The organism is Flavobacterium piscis (genome assembly GCF_001686925.1).
Classification (GTDB): Bacteria; Bacteroidota; Bacteroidia; order Flavobacteriales; family Flavobacteriaceae; genus Flavobacterium; species Flavobacterium piscis.
The window spans coordinates 26812-48697 of the sequence record NZ_LVEN01000005.1; the positions used below are offsets into that span (position 1 = coordinate 26812).

Below are 21886 nucleotides of genomic sequence, written 5' to 3' on the forward strand. Positions count from 1 at the left end.
GCCCGGCCCGAAGGGAGATGCCCAAAAAATGAAATTCCAAAGTCCAGTCTTTGTGGAGTTACTTGTGGAGATTCTTCGTTCCTCAGAATGACAAACAGTAAGGCTATTTTGCGTGGGCTTCGACTTCGCTCAGACAACAGGGTTCAAAATCTAAAATCTGCAATCTAAAATCTACAATAAAAAAATCCCGCCTCAATTAAGAAACGGGATTCAATAGATATTCTCTTTTTTTTTATTTTAAACTGTTGCTGCAATTTCTTGTGGCAACGGAATTTGATTTTTAAGCAAATCTTCGAAAGTTTCGTGTTGACGAATTAAGATTCCTTTTCCGTCTTTCCATAAAACTTCTGCTGGTTTGTATCTTGAATTGTAGTTTGAAGACATGGAGAAACAGTAAGCTCCGGCGTTTCTGAAAGCTAAAATATCACCTTCAGTAATTTCCGAAATTCTGCGGTTATTAGCAAAAGTATCGGTTTCGCAAATGTATCCTACCACAGAGTAAAAACGCTCTTTTCCTTTAGGGTTTGAGATGTTTTCGATATGGTGTGAAGATCCGTACAACATTGGACGAATTAAGTGGTTGAAACCACTGTCAACTCCGGCAAAAACTGTTGAAGTTGTTTGTTTTACTACGTTTACTTTTACTAAGAAATGACCTGCTTCGCTCACCAAAAATTTTCCTGGTTCGAAAATCAAAGTTAAATCTCTGCCATATTCTGCACAGAAAGCATTGAATCTTTTTGATAATTTTTTACCTAATTCTTCAATATCAGTTTCGATATCGTCTTTTTTGTAAGGCACTTTAAATCCGCTTCCGAAATCTAAAAATTCAAGATCTTTGAAGTGTTTTGCCGTATCAAACAAGATTTCGGCAGCATACAAGAATACTTCGATATCTAAAATATCAGATCCTGTGTGCATGTGAATTCCCACGATGCTCATTTTTGTATTTTCTACAATTCGCAAAATGTGCGGTATTTGATGTACCGAGATTCCGAATTTACTATCGATATGTCCTACCGAAATATTAGCATTTCCTCCCGCCATTACGTGCGGATTGATACGAATACATACCGGAATTTGTGGATATTTTGTTCCGAATTGCTCCAGAATAGATAAGTTGTCAATATTGATTTGTACACCCATTGCGGCAACCTCTTCGATTTCTTCAAGAGAAACTCCGTTTGGTGTAAAGAAAATTTTGTCAGGATCATAGCCAGCATGAAGTCCTAATAAAACTTCCTGAATAGATACAGTATCTAAGCCAGACCCCATGTTCTTTAATAACTGAAGAATCGCAACGTTTGACAATGCCTTCATGGCGTAATTAACTCTCAAGTTTTCTACCTTAGAGAAAGCTTTAGTTAACCTGTTGTACTGTGATTGGATTTTTTCGGCATCATAAACATATAATGGACTTCCAAATTGGTCTGCTAACTGCAGTAAATCTTTTGCTTGCATTTTTATAAACTATTTTGGGCAAAGTTATTACACTTTTGAGTAACGACAAATTTTTTGCAGAAAAATAACAAATTGTAACAAATTGTTTGTTTTTGAACAAAAAGTGCTTTATTTCGAATTTTTATAAATTCTTTTAAGGTTCTAAGGAGCTAAGATTCTAAGGTAGTAAGTTTTTGCCACAGATTAAAGGATTAGCGCAGATTTTTTTATTTTTTCTTGCACGAATTTGCTTCGCCTGTCGCTATCGCTCAAGTCACGAATTTTCACGAATTTTTATTTTGGATTTCCGCTAAATGCATAAAACATAGCCCGTGGTTTCAATCACGGGGAGACGTTGTGATTAGACGTAACCATATATTTTGTTTCCGTGGTTGAAACCTCGCTATGTCTGAAAATTGGATTTTTTAATTTTGGATTTTTAGCAAAAGGCTCAAAACATAGCAGGTGATTTCAATTACGGCAAACGTTGGTAATTGCGTAATCATCTATTGTGTCTCCGTGATTGAAACCACGGGCTATGTTTAATTTTAGAAACGAGCAAAAAAAGAAATTAGTGGAAATTAGTGTATTTAGCGGCAAACAAAAAATCCTTTTAATCTGTGAAATCTGTGGCAAAAAAAAGCCTCTGAATTATTCAGAGGCTTTTGTTAGTTGTGTGTTATAAGGTTTAAAGACTTGGTAAATCTCCGTTTCCTTTGGTTGGCAAGTTGGTAGAGCCCATTAAGAACAAATCTACTTCTCTTGCTGCTTCGCGACCTTCTGAAATAGCCCATACAATTAACGACTGTCCTCTGCGCATATCACCAGCAGTGAAAATGTGCGGTACATTCGTTTGATAATTTTTTGCTTTATAGTTACTTCTCATATCCACTTCAAGACCTAATTGCTCGCTTAAAGTTTTCTCAGGACCTGTAAATCCTAAAGCCAATAAAGCCAAATCGCAAGGCCAGATTTTCTCTGAACCTTCTTTTTCGATCAATTCAGGACGCTGACCCGGAGTCATTTTCCATTGTACTTCAACTGTTTTTAATCCGGTTAATTCTCCGTTGCTATTAGAAATAAATTCTTTAGTATTAATCAGCCAGTTTCTGTCGCAACCTTCTTCGTGAGAAGATGACGTTTTCAACTGCAACGGCCAGAAAGGCCAAGGCGTTGATTCGCTTCTTCCAACCGGAGGTTTTGGTAAAATCTCAAAGTTAGTTACTGATTTTGCACCGTGTCTGTTTGATGTTCCAACGCAGTCAGAACCTGTATCACCACCACCAATTACGATTACATCTTTTCCTGTAGCTTTCACCTGATCCGGAATTGACTCTCCGTATAAAACTTTAGTTTGCTGAGTCAAGAAATCCATTGCCTGAACAACGCCTTTGCTTTCTATTCCTTTCGTTGGCAAACTTCTTCTTTCCGTTGCTCCTCCGCATAATACGATAGAATCAAAAGCATTTAGTTCTTCAACGCTAAAGTTCACTCCAACATTTACGTTCGTTTTGAAAGTGATTCCTTCCGCTTCAAGGATTAATACACGTCTGTCGATAATTCCTTTTTCTAATTTGAAATTCGGAATTCCGTAACGTAATAAACCTCCAATAGCATTGTCTCTTTCAAAAACAGTAACAGTATGACCTGCTCTGTTTAATTGTTGAGCCGCTGCTAAACCTGCAGGACCTGAACCGATAACGGCAACCGTTTTTCCTGTTCTTGTTTTTGGTGGCTGTGGTTTGATCCATCCTTCATCAAAACCTCTTTCGATGATATTTTTCTCGATGTTTTCGATCGCAACCGGTTCTTTGATGATTCCTAATACACATGATTTCTCACATGGAGCAGGACATAAGCGGCCTGTAAATTCCGGAAAGTTATTAGTAGATTGTAAAATCTCCAATGCACCTTGCCATTCTTCCTGATGCACCATGTCGTTGAAGTCAGGAATTAAATTTCCTAACGGACAAGCACTGTGGCAAAAAGGAATACCACAATCCATACATCTTGAACCTTGTTCTTTTTTCTTTTCTTCAGATAACGGAATAGTAAATTCGTTGTAGTTCGAAACACGTTCTGCAACTGCTAAATTACTTTCGTCGGCTCTGTTATATTCTTTAAATCCGCCTATTTTACCCATGATATTTTAATTAAAATTCCAATTTCTTTAAATTCCAAATTCCAATTGTTATTGACGTTGTATTTTGTCATTGCCATTGAAATTTGATTTTTGAAATTGATTTTTATTAAGCTATTAATTCTTCTATTTTTTTCTCTTCTGCAATTCGTTGTAATGCTTTTTTGTAATCAGTTGGCATTACTTTTACGAAATTGTTTTGTTCATTTTCCCAGTCTGCTAAAATTCTTTTTGCTAATGGACTGTTGGTGTACAAAGAGTGATTTTTGATTAGTTTTCTCAATTTCGTCACATCTTCTTGTTCGATAGGATCAAAAGCAACCATTTCCATGTTGCATAATGTTGCATCAAATTGTTGTTTAGGATCATAAACATAAGCAACACCACCGCTCATACCAGCTGCAAAGTTTCTTCCTGTTTTTCCTAAAACAATTACAGTACCACCGGTCATGTACTCGCATCCGTGATCTCCAATTCCTTCAACAACCGCAGTTGCTCCAGAGTTTCTCACACAAAAACGCTCTCCGGCCATTCCATTAATATAAGCCTCTCCGGTAATAGCTCCGTAAAGGGCAACGTTTCCAATAATGATATTGTCTTCAGGTTTGAAAGTTGCAGTAGGAGGTACTTTTACAATTAGTTTTCCTCCAGAAAGACCTTTTCCTAAGTAATCATTACAGTTTCCGTGAATTTTAAACGACAATCCGTTTGTTGCAAAAGCACCAAAACTTTGTCCGGCAGAACCTTCAAAATCAACTAAAATAGTGTCTTCAGGTAAACCTTGTGCGCCATAGATTTTTGAGATTTCATTACTCAAAATAGCACCTACAGAACGGTCTGTATTTTTAATTTTAAATGTAACTCTAGTTTTTTCTTTTCTATAAATAGACGGAATCGCTTCTTTAATGATATCAAAATCCAATACATTTTCAAGTTGGTGATCCTGCGTAGTTGTATTGTGATTTGGTTCTGTTTTCGCTTTTTCCGGTTTGTATAGAATTGATGACAAGTCTAATCCATTTGCTTTATAATGTTTGATCGCTTTGTTCACATTTAATTTTTGTGACTGACCTACCATTTCTTTCAAGGTTCTAAAACCTAATTGCGCCATGATTTCTCTTAATTCTTCAGCAATAAAATACATGAAGTTGATGACATGCTCTGGAGTTCCTTTGAAATTTTTTCTCAATTCAGGATCCTGAGTGGCAATACCAACCGGACAAGTATTCAAGTGACAAGCTCTCATCATAATACATCCGGAAGCCACAAGCGGAGCAGTAGCGAAACCAAATTCTTCAGCTCCTAACAATGCAGCGATTGCTACGTCACGACCTGTTTTCAATTGTCCGTCACATTCTAAAACGACACGGCTTCTTAAATCATTTAAGATCAAAGTTTGTTGAGCTTCAGCTAAACCAAGTTCCCACGGAATTCCAGTGTGTTGTAATGAAGTTAATGGTGCAGCACCAGTTCCTCCGTCATAACCTGAAATAAGGATAACGTCCGCTTTTGCTTTGGCAACACCTGCAGCAATAGTTCCAACTCCCACTTCAGAAACTAATTTTACGTTTACACGTGCTTCACGATTCGCGTTTTTTAAGTCGAAAATCAACTGAGATAAATCCTCAATAGAGTAAATATCGTGGTGAGGCGGAGGCGAAATCAAACCTACGTAAGGTGTAGAGTTTCTTGTTTCAGCGATCCAAGGCACTACTTTTTCTCCTGGTAATTGTCCACCTTCTCCAGGTTTTGCACCCTGAGCCATTTTAATCTGAATCTCTTTAGCATTTGTCAAATAGTTGATCGAAACACCAAAACGTCCCGAAGCAACTTGTTTGATCGCACTGTTTCTTGAATCTCCGTTAATTTCTTTCTGGAAGCGTTTTGGATCTTCTCCACCTTCTCCAGAATTACTTTTTCCGCCAATTCTGTTCATGGCAATCGCTAAATTCTCATGCGCTTCTCTACTGATAGATCCGTAAGACATCGCACCCGTTTTGAATTTCTTTACAATTTCTGTCCATGGCTCTACTTCATCAATAGAAATAGGATCTAAATTGTTGAATTCGAATAAACCTCTAATAGTCATTAAGTTTGAGCTTTGCTCATTGACCATATTAGAGTATTCTTTATAGCTTTCAGGACTATTTAAACGAACAGCCTGTTGTAATTTTGCAATAGTAGTTGGATTAAACATGTGTTTTTCTCCACCGCGTCTCCATCTGTAAATACCTCCAATTTCTAAAGATAATAAACTTGCAATTTTAGAATTTGGAAATGCTTTTTGAAAACGTTTCTTCACTTCTTTTTCTACTTCCATCAAACCAATTCCTTCGATTCTTGAAGGTGTGAATGGGAAATATTTATTAGTGAAAGTTTTGTTTAAACCTAAAATCTCGAAAATTTGAGCCGCTCTGTAAGAATGCAAAGTAGAGATTCCAATTTTGTTCATGATTTTAAGGATACCTTTTGCAATCGCTTTGTTGTAATTTACAATAGCATAATCAGCTTTTACTCCTGTAATGAATCCCTGGTTTACCTGATCGTGGATGATCTCGTTTACCATGTAAGGGTTGATGGCACTTGCACCATATCCAAATAATAAAGCAAAATGATGCGGTTCACGAGGTTCAGCAGATTCAATTATGATTCCGAATTTAGAACGAACCTGTAAAATGTTCAATGAGTGGTGAATGTAAGAACAAGCCAATAACATTGGTATTGGAGCCAATTCTTCGCTTACGCCTCTGTCTGATAAAATGATGATATTGCATCCTTCAGAAACCGCTTTAAAAGTAGCCTGAACACATTTTTCTAATGCTCTTTCTAAACCGTTAACTCCTTTTTCTATTTTATATAAAGTAGAAATAGTAGCCGATTTGAAATCTGCGTGATCAATGTTTCTTATTTTATCCAAATCCTCATTAGAAATAACAGGATTCTGGATTTTTAATTTTTTACATTGTTTAGATTCAATTTCGAAAATATTAAAATCGCCACCAATTGCTAAACTAATATCGGTAATGATTTCTTCACGAATACCATCCAAAGGCGGGTTGGTAACCTGAGCAAATAATTGTTTGAAATAGTTGTACAACAATTGTGGTTGCTCTGATAATACAGCCAATGGTGTATCGTTACCCATAGAGCTAATGGCTTCAGCGCCCTGAGCTCCCATAGGGTTAATGATTGTTTTTAAATCTTCGATAGTGTAACCAAATAATTTTTGTCTTGTTAAAAAATCAAGTTTTTCAACAGGAGTAGGATTATTGGTATAAGGTATTTGGGATAATTGTAACAAGTTAGCATCGATCCATTCCTGATAAGGACGTTTGGTTACAATTGCTTTTTTAATTTCATCATCTTCAATAATACGACCTTCGTTCATATCAACAAGGAACATTTTTCCTGGTTCTAAACGACCGTGTTGTACTACATCTTCCGGCTCAACATCAAGTACACCAATTTCTGATGACATGATTACGAAACCGCTTTTGGTTAAAGTATAACGGGAAGGACGTAATCCGTTACGGTCTAGTAAGGCACCAATTACGTTACCATCTGTAAACGGAATAGAAGCAGGACCATCCCAAGGCTCCATGATACAAGAGTTGAATTCGTAGAATGCTCTTTTTTCAGGAGACATTGTCTGGTGTTTTTCCCAAGCTTCAGGAACCACCATCATCATCGCTTCCGGCAATGAACGACCTGTCATTAATAAAAGTTCAACCACCATATCCATAGAAGCAGAATCTGATTTTCCTTCTAAAATAATAGGGAATAATTTTTTGATATCATTACCAAAAACTTTGCTTTCCATCAATTCTTCACGAGCACGCATACGGCTTACGTTTCCACGTAATGTATTGATTTCACCATTATGACACATGTATCTAAATGGCTGCGCTAACTCCCATGAAGGGAAAGTATTAGTAGAGAAACGCTGGTGCACTAACGCCAAACGAGTCACTAAATCTGGATCTTTTAAGTCAACATAATAACGGCTGATGTCTTCCGGCATCAATAGACCTTTATATATTATGGTAGTTGTCGATAAACTAGAGAAATAAAACATATGGCTTTCAGAGGTTTTAGATCCTCTTACGGCATGTTCTGCAATTTTTCTAGCTGCAAAAAGTTTTGCATTAAATTCGTTTTCAGTTAAATCCTGACCGTTTTTGCTAACAAAAACCTGTTTAACTGTTGGTTCTTTTTCTGCGGCAATCTGCCCTAAATTTTCTACTTCAACAGGTACATCTCTCCAACCCAGGATCTTTAAGTTTTGATCCTTAATAGTCGATTCGAAAGCGTTGATACAAAAAGAAACCTGGTTTTTGCTTTTTGGTAAAAAAACCATTCCTACTGCATACTCACGTGTTTCAGGGATTTCAAAGTCACATACTTTTTTAAAAAAATCATGCGGGATATCGAATAAAATTCCAGCCCCGTCTCCAGTTCTTCCATCAGAACTAACGGCACCACGATGTTCCAATTTTATTAAGATATCCAATGCTTTGTGAATAATATCGTTTGATTTAATACCATTCAAATTACAAATAAATCCTGCACCACAATTGTCGTGTTCAAATTCAGGCAAATAAAGCCCTTGTTCTTTAACTTTCATTCTTGATATTTTTTCTACAAAAATAAAGATTTCGTTAAATATAATGTATCGGAATTGTAATTTGGCTTACATTTTTATTGTAATATTAGAAAAACGCTTCTTAATTGATAATAATATTATATTAGCCATTGCGAATTGATAAAATGATAACGGCTCTTAAAATATATTAAGAAAAATCACCTTAAGGCTAGTAAATACAGTGAAGTTTTTGTTAAATATCAAACGTTTTAGTGGTTTTGAGTTAATATTAACAAATTGTTTAGTTAACTATTTCTTTGCATTGAAAAATAATAAACGTTTTATAAATATCTCACACATTTTTTAATTGAAAAAGATTTTACTATTCAGTTGAATTTTGCTACTTTTGTCGCACTTTTATTCTGAAATAAATTCAGAACCAGACAAATTCTATATTATGAACATACACGAATATCAAGGAAAAGAAATTTTAGCAAGTTACGGAGTACGCATTCAACGCGGAATTGTGGCTAACAATGCAGTCGAAGCTGTGGCTGCTGCAAAACAATTAACTGCCGAGACTGGTACAGGATGGCACGTAATAAAAGCACAAATTCACGCAGGTGGTCGTGGAAAAGGTGGTGGAGTTAAGTTGGCAAAAAACTTGCAACAAGTGGAAGAAATTGCTGGACAAATCATCGGAATGCAATTGATTACACCTCAAACTTCTGCAGAAGGTAAAAAAGTAAACAAAATATTAGTTGCAGAAGATGTTTACTATCCTGGTGAAAGTGAAACTTCTGAATTTTATGTTTCTGTTTTATTGAATAGAGCTACTGGTCGTAACATGATTATGTATTCTACTGAAGGTGGAATGGATATTGAAGAAGTTGCTGAGCACACTCCTCATTTAATTTTTACTGAAGAAGTTGATCCTTCTGTTGGATTACAAGGTTTTCAAGCAAGAAGAATTGCTTTTAACTTAGGTCTTTCTGGAAATGCTTTCAAAGAAATGGTGAAATTCATCGATTCTTTATACAATGCTTACATTGGTTCTGATGCTTCTATGTTTGAAATCAACCCGGTTTTGAAAACTTCAGATAATAAAATTATGGCTGTTGATGCTAAAGTAAATATCGATGATAATGCTTTATACAGACAGCCAAAATATGCTGAGATGAGAGATATCCGTGAGGAGAATCCAATAGAAGTTGAAGCTAAAGAAGTAGGTTTGAACTATGTAGATCTTGACGGTACTGTAGGATGTATGGTAAACGGAGCAGGTCTTGCAATGGCAACTATGGATTTAATTAAATACGCTGGTTTTGAGCCTGCTAACTTCTTAGATGTTGGTGGAACTGCTGATGCAAAACGTGTTGAAACTGCTTTTAGAATTATCTTAAAAGATCCTAACGTAAAAGCTATTTTAATTAATATTTTTGGTGGAATCGTTCGTTGTGACCGTGTGGCGCAAGGAGTTGTTGACGCTTACAAAAATATGGGTGATGCTATCAATGTGCCAATTATCGTTCGTTTGCAAGGAACAAATGCTGAAATTGCAAAAGAATTAATTGACAATTCAGGTATGCCAATCTTATCAGCTACTCAGTTTCAAGAAGCTGCTGACCAAGTTAAAGCTGCACTTTCTTAATCAAATAAGAAATCAATTATATAGAAAATCCTTCCGGTTATCGGAAGGATTTTTTTTTGGAGTGTATTTAACCGCAAAGAGCGCAAGATTTTATTTTTGTAGTATGTTTACAAACGTAAAAGTTCGCAAAGCTTTATCAATAAAACTTTGCGAACTTTGCGTAAATCTTAGCGTTCTCCTATGTTTGCAAAGTTAATTTAGAAGTTTTTACTTTTTTAAATTTGCATTATTAAAGTGAAAAAGAATGAGAGTGCATTCGCGTCTAAATAGTTCGTAGAAACATATTCTCGCAAAGAAATTACCTCATTCTTTTTTATCTTTTAGAGTCTGAACAGAATGTAAGGAATTAAGCAGTGCTTAATATCCAGAATATCCAATCAGGAGAAAAGACGAAGGAAGATTCATCACTTTATATATTAAATTTAAGACAAGTAAATGATGGGTAAAATTGTAAAACAAGTAGCAGGAATTGATGTAGCTCAAAAAGAATTGGTAGTGACTTTAGGACATCTTTTAGATGATTTTTCGATAGAATTATTTGCCTATAAAGTTTTCAAAAACAGTGATTCTGGTTTTAAATCATTGGTTGAATGGGCAAATAAATTAACAGACAATCAAGTTGATGTTCTGTATGTTATGGAAGCTACGGGTGTATATCATCAAAAGTTTGCTTATTTCTTAACTGACAATAATTATAAGTTAAGCATTGTACTGCCTAATAAAATCAGTAATTACATGCGAACTTTGGAATTAAAAACCATTACAGACAAAAGCTGTTCTCAGGCAATTGCCCAATTTGGTTTAGAGCGAAAATTGGATAAGTGGTCCAAACCAAAACCTACTTATAAGGAATTGCAGCAGTTAACCAGAGAAAGAGATCAGATTGTTCAGGAAAGAAGCATTATTAAAAATCAAATACATGCTGAAATCACAGAAGCTGAACCAAATCAGAGAAGCATGGAGAGAATGCAGGCAAGAATACGTTTTTTGAATTCACAGGAGAAAGAAATTAAAGAGGATATTGAGTGGATCGTAAAAGAAAATCCGGATATAAGACAAATTATAGACAGGATAACAACCATACCGGGAGTTGGGGAACTGACAGCTGTAATTGTTCTGGCAGAAACAAATGGTTTTGAGCTAATCAGGAATAAATCTCAATTATCCAGTTATGCAGGAATGGATGTAAAAGAAAAGCAGTCGGGCACATCAGTAAAAGGAAAGCCCAGAATATCTAAAAAAGGAAATAGAGCCTTAAGAAAATCAATGCATCTGCCAGCTCTTACTGCGGTAAAATGGGATGACAATTTTAGGGAGACATATGCAAGATTGGTATCTAAACACGGAATTAAAATGAAAGCCTTGGTGGCTATTCAAAGAAAAATATTGCAATTGATATATGTCTTATTCAAAAATGAAACAATTTATGACAAAGATTATTCGATAAAAAAAATAGCGTGAAAACACATAAGGTTTAACACGCTATAGAGACTAGCTCAATGACTGTCTTGAAAAACAAAATTAAGAAAAATTAAGATTTAAAATTGGAAATCAACACAGAATCTTTGCGGTTAAATTCGTCGCGGTTAGAAAATTACTTAAGCACAGTACCCAATTCAACAATTTCAAATTCAGGATTATGCTCAACGAATTCTCTAATCATTGCCGTATGGCCGGCGCCTAATAAAACCATTATTTTGTCATCTTTACTTTCGGTTAGTTTTTGAAGTAAAGCATACATATAAAGATTTCTTCTGTACCATTCTGAAACTAAAAAAGCACCCACAAAATTATCAGTTTTGCCACCTTTGATGGCAGTTTGAAGATACCACTGGAGATTGTCACCATTTGATGTTTTTGTATTAATGTCTAAAAGAAGTTCTGTTAAAGAATACTTTGTAATTTTTGTATTGAAATCTGTTTCATACTGCTTCATAGTCTCTTCATTCCTTTTGATTAAATCAAGCTGACCAGCTTCCTTCATTCCTTTTACCAAACTATCATATGGAAAATCAGCACCATTATAATCAATTCCGTATAGCTTTTTATGGCCTAATTTTTTAGCAGATCTTAAAGCTATTTGTACTATTTCATCTGAATCGCTCTTAAGTAAACTATCAGTGTTCTTAGCGTAAAATTTATCTAATTTGGCTTGCTTTTGATAATTCCATTCAATGAAGATTTTATCGGGACCAAACTTTTTAATTTTATCGGTGATGTTTTCAAGCTCTTTCTGGCTTTTGTCTGACATGACATTAAACGTATTTACTTTAGCAACGTCAAGTCCCGGATTCTCAAAATGGAAACTTCCGAATAATAATATTTGTTTCTTTTTTGTTTGAGCAGAACCTGCATTAAATGCCATTGTAAAAACGAGTAATAAAGCGATTTTTTTCATGATGATTTGTTTTTAAATTCAAGGCAAATGTATCGTAGCTTTTCCCATGATATTTTAGTTTTTGATGAACATCAGATTTCAAATTACAAACACTAAAAATAAGCTGTCAAAAAATTTCGTGTATCCTTTTTGATAGTTCGTCACAGAAAATAGCTATTTTATATAAACATAGTATTCATGTAGTTGCATAGTTGTATTTTTGAAATAACAACAACATTATTATGAAGCTGAAAATTCCTTTTTATTACCATATTCTTCTTTTCTTAGGATTATTTATAACCTTTTATCTTTGGGATATTGGCGTGAGTAATCGAAAATTGGAGTCTGTTTTCAGTATTATGTATTTCTTTTTTAATTCAGGTTTTTTACTTTCTATTTTCATTGTTTATCTTCTTAATTTTTATACATTTTGCGACTGGTTTTTAAATAAAAAAAGGATGTTATGGTACTTTTTAAGTATTCCGGTTTCATTATTAATTTTTGCAGGAGTCCGTTATTTTTTGCAGGAAGTAGTTGTGTTCGAAATTACCGGAATTCACAATTACGGAGAGGAAACACGTAAAATAGGATATTATATTCGGGATAATTTTTTCTTCGGATTACCGTCTGTAATTTTAAGTGCTCTGAATTATTTGTTTTGGCAATTTCAGGATGCCAACAAGCAAAACCAGGAATTGTTATTAGAAAATAAAAAAGCGCAGCTTCAAATGCTTAAATCGCAGGTTAGTCCGCATTTTTTGTTTAATACGCTTAATTCGTTTTATAGTCAGTTGATTTTGAAAGATGATAAAATGGCATCAGATATTTTAGTCTTATCAGATTTGTTGCGCTACGTGATTACAGAAACAGAGAAAGATGAGGTGTTACTTTCTAATGAAATTCAGTTTGTGCAAAACTACATTCATTTGCAGCAAAAACGATTTGAGGATCAGCTTTGTCTGGACTTTGAAATTGAAGGAAATTATGCAACCGAAAAAATCCTTTCATCGGCTTTAATTCATTTTATAGAAAATGTTTTTAAACACGCCAAACTCAATAATCCGGATGAAAAAGCAATTATTTCGATCAAAATAAAAGGAGACTTTTTAGAGCTATCAACCTTTAATTATAATGTAGGAGGAGAGAATTATTCCTCGACCGGAATTGGTTTCGAAAATCTGACAAAACGTTTAGAGTACACGTATAAAGATCAATTTGTGCTTGAAAAAATCGCAGAAAATAATACCTTTAAAACCTATTTAAAAATACCACTAAAAAAATAATTCCATGAATTTTAAATGTATCATTGTTGATGATGAACCGCCAGCAACGCGCATACTCGAAAATTATATCGAAAAAGTATCTTTTCTCGAAAAAGTAGGCGTTTTTAATGATTCATTAAAAGCATTAGAATTTCTGAATACACAAAGTGTCGATGTTATTTTTTTGGATATCCAGATGCCGCAACTCACAGGTTTGCAGATCTCCAGGATAATTTCAAAAGATATAAAAGTCATTTTTACAACAGCATATCCTGATTTTGCATTAGAAGGATTTGAACTTAATGCGATTGATTATCTATTGAAACCAATTGCTTTTGAACGTTTTTATCAGGCCGTTTCTAAACTAAATGCGGAGACAAAAGCAGAAGTTGTAACAAATATTTCATCTGACTTTATTTTTGTGAAAACAGATGGTAAAAATAAATTCCAGAAATTGTTTTTAGAGGAAATTTTATATGTCGAAAGTCTTCAGAATTATGTTTGCATTCACACTCAAAAACAGCAGTTAATTACGCATTCTTCTTTAAAAAACGTCCTTGAATCATTACCTGAAAAAGATTTTATCCAAATACATAAATCCTTTGTAATTGCATTAAAACAAATAGAATCTACAGATAGTTTTTCGGTTTTTATTCATAGCAAAGAATTGCCAATAGGAGCAACTTATAAAGATGCTTTTTTTGAACGAATTGATCAGAATAAAATCTAGGTTTGGTGGTGATTTAACCGCAAAGCGCGCAAAGATTTTTACTAAATCTGTGACATTATAAACGCAAAGTTCGCAAAGCTTTATCTATACAGCTTTGCGAACTTTTCGGGTTTAAAATAATAGCCACGAATTCACGAATTTTTATTTTCAAAGATTATGAAAAATAATTCGTGAATTCGTGGCTAAAAAAACTTTGCGAACTCTGCGTAAATCTTAGCGTCCTTTGGGTTAAAAAGCTTATTTCTTATTCTTCCCGTTTTTGTATACTACTTTTTCTACAACCTGTACTTTAGGAGCAGTTTTAGTATTATTTTTCTTGAAAGGCTTTTTAGCAGCAGGTCCTGATTTAGATGGAGCTTTATCGCCTCTTCCTTTTTCAGCATCTTTTGCACTGGCTTTAAATTCAGGTCTTTCTTTGGTGCTGTCTTTTTTAGGAATTTCAGCTTTATGTTTCGCTAAAACGTCATTCGGGTTTTTAGGATTTTCTTTTGTACCTCTTAAATGAATTACCAATCCGTTTAAGAAATTACGCAAAACCTGATCACCACATTCCATATAGTTTTCGTGATCTTCGGCTCTGAAAAAAGCTCCCAATTCTGATTTTGTAATTCTAAAATCTACTAACTCTAAAATTTCAACTATTTGGTCGTCACGGAGCATCAAAGCCACGCGAAGTTTTTTTAAGATATCGTTGTTTGTCATCGTTTAATTTTTTACAAAGGTACGTTTTAAAAGTAATTTGATTACAATTTTAGTTTAAGAACTAGAAGTGCTTTTACTGTTTTTTCGCCACGAATTCACGAATTTTTACTAATAGTATCAATTTTAAAATTTAATTCGTGAATTCGTTGCTAACTTTTTTATCTTAATTTAGAGAATTGTAATCGTTTAAGATATTTACTAATTTATCTAAATCTTCACGAAGATGATTAGCTGTAATTACAATTCGATTGAGATTACTGGCATTTTCCTGATATTTAAAATTGGCAATAATGATCTTATTTGCTTTTAATACGTCGATCAGATTTTCGTTTTCTAAATAAATAAGAGGATAAGTTTTGTCAAATTTGATGTGTTGATTTTTGATTAACTTTCGATCAATATAGTCCAGATTATCTAATAACTTGTGATGCTGAATTTTATACAGATTTGCTGCATCCGCCAAAGTCTGAACAAATGCAGGATTCATTCCCGCAGCAGAAATAAAAATATCCAGATTTTTTATCTGATGGATGAAAGAAGCATCACTTGCAATAACACCACCGTTTAAACCAAATGCTTTTCCTAAAGACGAAATCATGATTTTTCGTTTGACCGGAAGATCAATTTCAGAATAAATTCCACAGCCACCTTCGCCTAAAATTCCTAACGAATGCGATTCATCAATAACCAAAGTAATCTCTTTATGATCCGGAATTGCTGCCAAAACAGATAAATCAATTGACTTGGTCTGAAATCCGGAAACGCTATCGGTTAAAATCGTGATTTTTTCTGGTTTGGAATCCAGTAAACGTGAATTTAGTTCTCCATTTAAGAAGATGGGCAAACTGTCCTTAAAATGAATCGCAGGATGATGGTTGGTAAAATGAAAAAAAGAATCTGTTTGTTTTTGCAACAAATCGAGGACTAATTTTCCCGCCAGCATTCCGGAAGAAACCGTAACAGCACTGTCTGCTTTGATATGATGGGCTAAAAAATTTTCCCCATTTTCGTACGCCGTAAGTTGTATGTTGGCACTTCTGGAACTTCCGTAAGTTGTTCCCCAATTCCGGATATTATTAATCACCAATTCCTGAAACTCTTTATTGGTGGCTAATCCCAAATAAGCCGTTCCTCCAAAATACAAATACTGTTCCTGGTCGATCTCGATAATTCTATCCGGAAATTGATTGACATTCATAGCTTTTATAGTAAAGTAACTCCGGTTCCGTTAAGATCAGAATAGTGAATTACGCCATTTTTTATCGTTACTCCGGTTGCAATGTCTTGTGCCAAAAGTAATGCTCCGTCCATATCTACATAATCCAATTGAGGCAATAAATGTGCAATTGCCGAAATTCCCACAGTAGATTCGGTCATACAGCCTACCATAGTTTTTAAACCCAGTTTTTTTGCTTCTTCGATCATGCGTTTTCCAGGGGTTAATCCACCGCATTTTACCAATTTTACATTTACACCATGAAAATGGTTGAAACATTTGGCAACATCTTCTTCTATAATACAGCTTTCATCGGCAATTACAGGCAGAACAGAATGTTTAAAAACTTCTTTATGCGCTTCCCAATTATCAGCTTTCATAGGCTGCTCCAGAAATTCTACGCCTATTTTTTTGAGCTCAACAGCATTGTTTATCGTTTCGTCAACGCCCCAACCGCAATTGGCATCAATTCTAAAAATGGCATTCGTATGTTTTCTGAGTTCCTTTACAATTGCAATATCCTCTTTGGTACCTAATTTTATTTTATAAATTGGCCACGGAAGTTCCTGCATCTTTGAAACCATTTTTTCTATCGAAGCAATTCCAATGGTATAATCTGTAAGCGGATTTTTTTCGATTGAATAATTCCACAGTTCATACAATTTCTTTCCTTTCTTGCGTGCGTACAAGTCGTTATACGCCAAGTCTAAAGCGCACAAAGCAAACATATCACCTTTTAAATACGGATAGATTTTTGCCCAAAATACTTCAGGAGTTTCATTTTCAGTTGTTTCAATAATACCTCTGATTTTTTCTAAATCCTGCATCATTATCGGAACCGTAGTTTTGTAGTACGGATTTGAAGTAGCTTCTCCAAAACCCGAGAAACCATCACTTTTGAGTTCGACAATTAACGACGGCTGAAAATCAATTGATTCTCTTGATATGGTGAAAGTATGTTTTAGTTTTAGATTGTATTCTCTTAAAATTAATTCCATAATATTTTTTGATTGTTTTTTATTAATAACCTAGCCACAGCACTGCTTTTACGAATCCATCCCGCCAGAGTTTCTCGTTATGTTCGCCGCCTTTTACAATTTTAGACTTAGTAAGATGTAAGCAATAGCAACGTTTTGTATCTAACAAACGTTCCATTTTGGTCATATCTTTTACCATATCATCGCTTTCTTTATCTCCACACAAAAAATAAATTTTAGTTTTGATTTTGGGAGCTTTTTCTGTTAAAGTATAAATGTCATTCGAAAACCAAAAGGAAGGTGAGAAAACACCTGCTTTGCCAAATGTTTCAGGATATTTTAGAATGGCATAATAAGAAACCAATCCACCAAGAGAACTTCCCATAATAATAGTGTTTTTGGCTTTTGGTTTGGTTCTGTAATTTTTGTCGATATATGGTTTTAATGTTTTCACAATAAAATCAAGATAATTATCGGCATTTCCGCCACCATATTTTTCATTTTTAAATGGTGTTAATTCATCGATGCGTTTATCATTTCCGTGTTCGATTCCTATCACAATTACGGGAGCTTTCAGACTATCCAGTTTTTCATCGACATTCCATTCTCCGGAATAAGCGGTTTTAGAATTGAATAGATTTTGGGCATCGTGCATATAAATCACGCTGTATTTTTTGGCTGTAGCCGAATAATCTTCAGGAAGGTAAATCCAGATTTTTTTAGTGGTTTTCAGTTGAGGCGCTTCGATCGTAAAAGTAGATACGTTTTTTGAAGCAGAACTTTCTTGCGCGCTTGTGACAGAGGTTATCCAAAGCATTATAAAAAAGAAAAATCCTCTAATCATGAGTTCTTTGCATTTTAGATTTAAAAACAATATTTTAGCTAAAAATAATAAATTGATGAATACCGAAACAGAAAAGAGAAGTTTACTTTTAGAAATGATTGCTTTTTCTACTGTTGATGGGCATTTGCACAAAAGAGAGTATGATTTTTTGTGGCTTGTTGCTCAGGAATTAAGCATTGATTTAGCTGTTTTTCATGACTTATTTCATCAGGAAAATAACAGTTCGATTATAAAATCAGAATTTCAGCGCATTCAGCAATTCTACAGACTGGCTTTGATTATGTACTGCGATGGTATTTTACACGAAAAAGAAGCCAAAGCCATTCAGCAAATTGCAATCGAAATGGGTTTGAACCCCAATGCCACCAAACGTGTTTTGGATTTGATGAAAAACGCGCCAAATGCTATTATTGATCCTAATGTATTATTGAAAGTTTTTCAGGAACAACACAATTAAGCCAATTGTTCCTGTAGTTTTTTGATATCATCACGCAACTTCGCTGCTTGCAAAAAGTCTAATTCTTTGGCTGCTTTCTCCATAGATTTACGTTTCTCACGGATCATTTTTTCTAATTCTGTTTTCGATAAATACGCCGTCTCAGGTTCTGCAGCAGCAGATAATGTATGACCCAATTCGTATTCTACCAAAGGATTTTTGGTAAAAGCACTTTCGATTTTTTTATTTAAAGCCTGTGGCGTAATGCCGTGTTCTGTATTATAATTAATCTGTTTGGTTCTGCGATATTCTGTTTCATCGATTGTTCGCTGCATACTTGCCGTAATTTTATCGGCATACAAAATTGCCTTTCCGTTCAGGTTTCTTGCCGCACGACCAATAGTTTGCGTTAAAGATCTGTGATTACGAAGAAAACCTTCCTTATCAGCATCTAAAATCGCAACTAACGAAACCTCTGGTAAATCAAGACCTTCACGAAGTAAGTTTACTCCAATCAAAACATCAAAGATACCTTTTCGTAAATCCTGCATAATTTCGATACGCTCCAACGTATCCACTTCAGAATGTATATAACGACAGCGAATATTTACTTTGGTTAAGTATTTTGCCAGTTCTTCGGCCATTCTTTTTGTCAGCGTGGTTACTAAAACTCTTTCGTCTAATTCGCAGCGCACCTGAATTTCTTCGATCAGATCATCAATTTGATTCAAACTCGGCCTTACTTCGATAACTGGATCTAATAATCCCGTTGGGCGAATAATTTGTTCTACATAAACACCATCTGTTTTTTGTAATTCGTAATCCGCTGGTGTTGCAGATACATAAATTACCTGATTTTGTATGGCTTCAAACTCTTCAAATTTCAAAGGTCTGTTGTCCATTGCGGCAGGTAAACGAAAACCGTATTCCACCAGATTTTCTTTACGGCTTCTGTCGCCTCCATACATGGCGTGAACCTGAGAAACGGTTACGTGACTTTCATCTACAATCATCAGATAATCACTCGGGAAATAATCCAATAAACAGAACGGTCTTGTTCCGGCTTGTCTTCCGTCAAGGTATCTTGAATAATTTTCGATTCCCGAACAATAACCTAATTCCCGAATCATTTCTAAGTCAAAATTGGTACGTTCTTCCAAACGTTTGGCTTCGAGATGTTTTCCTATTTCTTTAAAATAATCGACTTGTTTTACCAAATCCTGCTGAATTTCCCAAATGGCACCTTGCAGTACATCCGGAGAAGTCACAAACATATTAGCGGGATAAATAGTAAGTCTTTTAAATTTTTCTATCACTTGTGAAGTCTTCACATCAAAGGATTCTATTTCTTCGATTTCGTCACCAAAAAAGTGAATTCTAAATGCGTCATCGGCATAACTTGGATATACTTCGACCGTATCGCCTTTAATTCTAAAAGTTCCCGGATTAAAATCGGCTTCAGTTCTGGCATATAAACTCTGAACCAGGCTATGAAGTAATTTAGTTCTCGAAATAACCTGATCTCTGGTTATTTCAATTACATTTTTTTTAAATTCAACCGGATTCCCAATACCATATAAACACGAAACAGAAGCGACAACCAAAACATCCCGACGCCCTGAAAGGAGCGAGGAAGTGGTGCTTAAACGCATCTTTTCAAGCTCTTCGTTGATAGATAAATCTTTTTCGATAAAAACCCCTGTTACCGGCATAAAAGCTTCGGGTTGGTAATAATCGTAGTAAGAAACGAAATATTCTACCGCATTATTAGGGAAGAATTGTTTGAATTCAGAATATAATTGCGCTGCCAACGTTTTATTGTGGGCCAAAACCAAAGTAGGTCTTTGCACTTCCTGAATAACATTCGCCACTGTAAATGTTTTTCCGGATCCTGTAACGCCTAATAATGTCTGGTACTTTTCGCCATCGATTACACCTTGCGAAAGTTTTTCGATCGCTTGTGGCTGATCACCTTTTGGACTATACTCTGAGGATACTTGAAAATTCATTTTTGAAGGATGAAAAAATTAGTTTTGTAAAGATACAAAGTTTGAATTCTATATAAAAGGGTTGCCACGAATTACACGAATTGTCCGAATTTTTGCTCTAAAAAGTAGAATACGAACAAGTTTGTTACGACAGAATTTTCAAAATTAACTTTCAAATAATTCGTGGGAATTCGTGTAATTTGTGGCAAAAAAACTATTCTAAAAAATCAATCATCGCATCATTTACAATTTTTGACTGATCGATGGATAAAAAATGTCCTGCGTCTTTTATGATTTGTGTTTTGGCTTTTATTAAATATTTATTGGCTCTTTCCAGACTTTCTTCGGAATTAATGACATCATGATCGCCAATTAAAACCAAAACCGGATTGGTAATCGACTTTAATTCATCATCAGAAAAAGGATGCATTTTGAGCATACTCGAATTTGATTTTGCATATTTATTGGCCAGATAAAATTGTCGTTTATAAACAGGGCTAATTTTTTCAGGATGAGTAGAAAACGTATTTAAGGTTTTGCCGAATTTTTTCTCGCTAGGAAAAAGTTTTAGCATTAATGCCGAAGTTGTTTTGCCCACCTTATCGATAAATTTAAAGGTTTGTGCCGGACTTAACAAGACTATTTTATCAATCTTATTTCCTTTTTGAGTAGCTAATAAAGTAGCAATCCAGCCACCTCGCGAAGCGCCCACAATATCGAATTTCTTTAATTTATAATGATCGAAAATTTCGTTGTACAAAATCATGATTTCTTCTGAAGAAAGTGGTTTTGAATTTAATGTAGATTTTCCGGGTTCCATCATAAAATCGATAGCGTATATGCGATGATTTTTGGTTAAAGATTTAATATTTGGATACCACATTGTAGAACTGGCGTCCATTCCGTGAAGTAAAACCAGATCTTTTCCGTTTTTAGGACCCGCCATTATAACGTGGGCAGTTCCGTAAGTGGTTTTGATATTTTCTTCAGAATAAGGAATATTCCAAAGTTTTAAAGCTTTGTCGTAAGAACTGATATAAGCTTGTTTTTCGCTTTTGGTTTTGAAAATATAATCGTCAAATTTTGCTTTTTTAGTCGAAGAACAACCGGTAATTAGAACTAATAACAGTATTCTAAAGTATATTTTTGGCATAGTAATAAAATTCAATTTACTACTAAAGGTAAGGAAATTGCGTATCGAAAAAGTATCAGAATTTTATTTTAAAGTATTATAATTATAATGTTTAGTTTTTTCTGGTAAGATGATATACTTGTACTAATGCTAAAATGGCATTTGGAATAATAACAGGTAAAAGCCATTGATTAAGATCTTTATAATCTTTAAAAAAGATACCGTAAACTACGAAACAAATACATCCAAACATATTAATGAATCGGATTGTTTTGAGGTCTTTGAGTAAAAAACCTCCAACAATAAAAAATGATGCGAGATAGCCAATATATTCTGCCATGATTTTGTGTGAATTGCTTTACGGTAAATTTACCAAAAAACAAATAATAAAATCATTACTTTATATTGA

At 34.5% G+C, this 21886-nt stretch carries 16 protein-coding genes; 5 read left to right on the forward strand and 11 right to left on the reverse strand.

Going from position 1 to position 21886, the window contains the following annotated elements; all coding sequences use genetic code 11:
• Window positions 1–237: 237 nt before the first annotated feature.
• From lysA to gltB, 3 genes are all read right to left on the reverse strand, one after another.
• Entirely contained in the window at window positions 238–1461 is a 1224-nt protein-coding gene (gene lysA, locus FLP_RS03570) for a diaminopimelate decarboxylase (RefSeq protein WP_065448164.1), read from the reverse strand.
• A 667-nt stretch (window positions 1462–2128) separates the two neighbouring features.
• Window positions 2129–3583: a glutamate synthase subunit beta gene (locus tag FLP_RS03575; protein WP_065448165.1), complete on the reverse strand. Its 1455-nt coding sequence runs from the start codon at window positions 3581–3583 to the stop codon at window positions 2129–2131.
• Window positions 3584–3689: 106 nt separating this feature from the next.
• Window positions 3690–8204, reverse strand: coding sequence for a glutamate synthase large subunit (gene gltB, locus FLP_RS03580; protein WP_065448166.1), 4515 nt, complete (start codon window positions 8202–8204; stop codon window positions 3690–3692).
• Window positions 8205–8619: 415 nt separating this feature from the next.
• On the opposite strand from gltB, the gene sucC reads away from it, so the two are divergent.
• A complete protein-coding gene (gene sucC / locus FLP_RS03585; protein ID WP_065448167.1) occupies window positions 8620–9813 on the forward strand; it encodes an ADP-forming succinate--CoA ligase subunit beta in 1194 nt (397 codons plus the stop codon).
• A gap of 435 nt (window positions 9814–10248) precedes the next feature.
• Window positions 10249–11274 carry an IS110 family RNA-guided transposase gene (locus FLP_RS03590; protein ID WP_243397497.1) on the forward strand — a complete coding sequence of 342 codons (1026 nt, stop codon included), beginning with the start codon at window positions 10249–10251 and terminating at the stop codon, window positions 11272–11274.
• A 133-nt stretch (window positions 11275–11407) separates the two neighbouring features.
• Here FLP_RS03590 and FLP_RS03595 read toward each other — a convergent pair whose 3' ends face one another.
• Window positions 11408–12211, reverse strand: a complete 804-nt coding sequence (locus FLP_RS03595) for a DUF5694 domain-containing protein (protein WP_065448169.1) — start codon at window positions 12209–12211, stop codon at window positions 11408–11410.
• A gap of 221 nt (window positions 12212–12432) precedes the next feature.
• Here FLP_RS03595 and FLP_RS03600 point away from each other — a divergent pair, with 221 nt between their 5' ends.
• Together FLP_RS03600 and FLP_RS03605 are read left to right on the forward strand one after the other, a co-directional pair.
• Window positions 12433–13473 (forward strand): sensor histidine kinase, encoded by a 1041-nt coding sequence (locus FLP_RS03600; RefSeq protein ID WP_065448170.1) that lies wholly within the window; start codon window positions 12433–12435, stop codon window positions 13471–13473.
• A gap of 4 nt (window positions 13474–13477) precedes the next feature.
• The gene (locus FLP_RS03605; protein ID WP_065448171.1) at window positions 13478–14182 is read left to right on the forward strand and encodes a LytR/AlgR family response regulator transcription factor; all 705 of its coding nucleotides are present in this window, start codon (window positions 13478–13480) and stop codon (window positions 14180–14182) included.
• A gap of 237 nt (window positions 14183–14419) precedes the next feature.
• Here the strand turns inward: FLP_RS03605 and FLP_RS03610 are convergent, their stop codons facing one another.
• From FLP_RS03610 to FLP_RS03625, 4 genes are all read right to left on the reverse strand, one after another.
• Window positions 14420–14884, reverse strand: a complete 465-nt coding sequence (locus FLP_RS03610; protein ID WP_065448172.1) for a DUF1456 family protein — start codon at window positions 14882–14884, stop codon at window positions 14420–14422.
• A gap of 163 nt (window positions 14885–15047) precedes the next feature.
• On the reverse strand, window positions 15048–16082 hold the full coding sequence (locus FLP_RS03615) for an aminotransferase class I/II-fold pyridoxal phosphate-dependent enzyme (RefSeq protein ID WP_065448173.1): 1035 nt from the start codon (window positions 16080–16082) through the stop codon (window positions 15048–15050).
• 5 nt (window positions 16083–16087) lie between these two features.
• A complete protein-coding gene (locus FLP_RS03620; protein WP_065448174.1) occupies window positions 16088–17098 on the reverse strand; it encodes a dipeptide epimerase in 1011 nt (336 codons plus the stop codon).
• 22 nt (window positions 17099–17120) lie between these two features.
• Entirely contained in the window at window positions 17121–17921 is an 801-nt protein-coding gene (locus FLP_RS03625) for an alpha/beta hydrolase (RefSeq protein ID WP_065448175.1), read from the reverse strand.
• 55 nt (window positions 17922–17976) lie between these two features.
• On the opposite strand from FLP_RS03625, the gene FLP_RS03630 reads away from it, so the two are divergent.
• Window positions 17977–18378: an excinuclease ABC subunit B gene (locus tag FLP_RS03630; protein ID WP_065448289.1), complete on the forward strand. Its 402-nt coding sequence runs from the start codon at window positions 17977–17979 to the stop codon at window positions 18376–18378.
• On the opposite strand, the gene uvrB is transcribed toward FLP_RS03630, so the two are convergent.
• From uvrB to FLP_RS03645, 3 genes are all read right to left on the reverse strand, one after another.
• A complete protein-coding gene (gene uvrB, locus FLP_RS03635) occupies window positions 18375–20366 on the reverse strand; it encodes an excinuclease ABC subunit UvrB (RefSeq protein ID WP_065448176.1) in 1992 nt (663 codons plus the stop codon). The genes FLP_RS03630 and uvrB overlap by 4 nt on opposite strands.
• A gap of 193 nt (window positions 20367–20559) precedes the next feature.
• Entirely contained in the window at window positions 20560–21498 is a 939-nt protein-coding gene (locus FLP_RS03640) for an alpha/beta fold hydrolase (protein WP_065448177.1), read from the reverse strand.
• A gap of 91 nt (window positions 21499–21589) precedes the next feature.
• Window positions 21590–21817, reverse strand: a complete 228-nt coding sequence (locus FLP_RS03645; RefSeq protein ID WP_065448178.1) for a uroporphyrinogen decarboxylase — start codon at window positions 21815–21817, stop codon at window positions 21590–21592.
• Window positions 21818–21886: the final 69 nt, after the last annotated feature.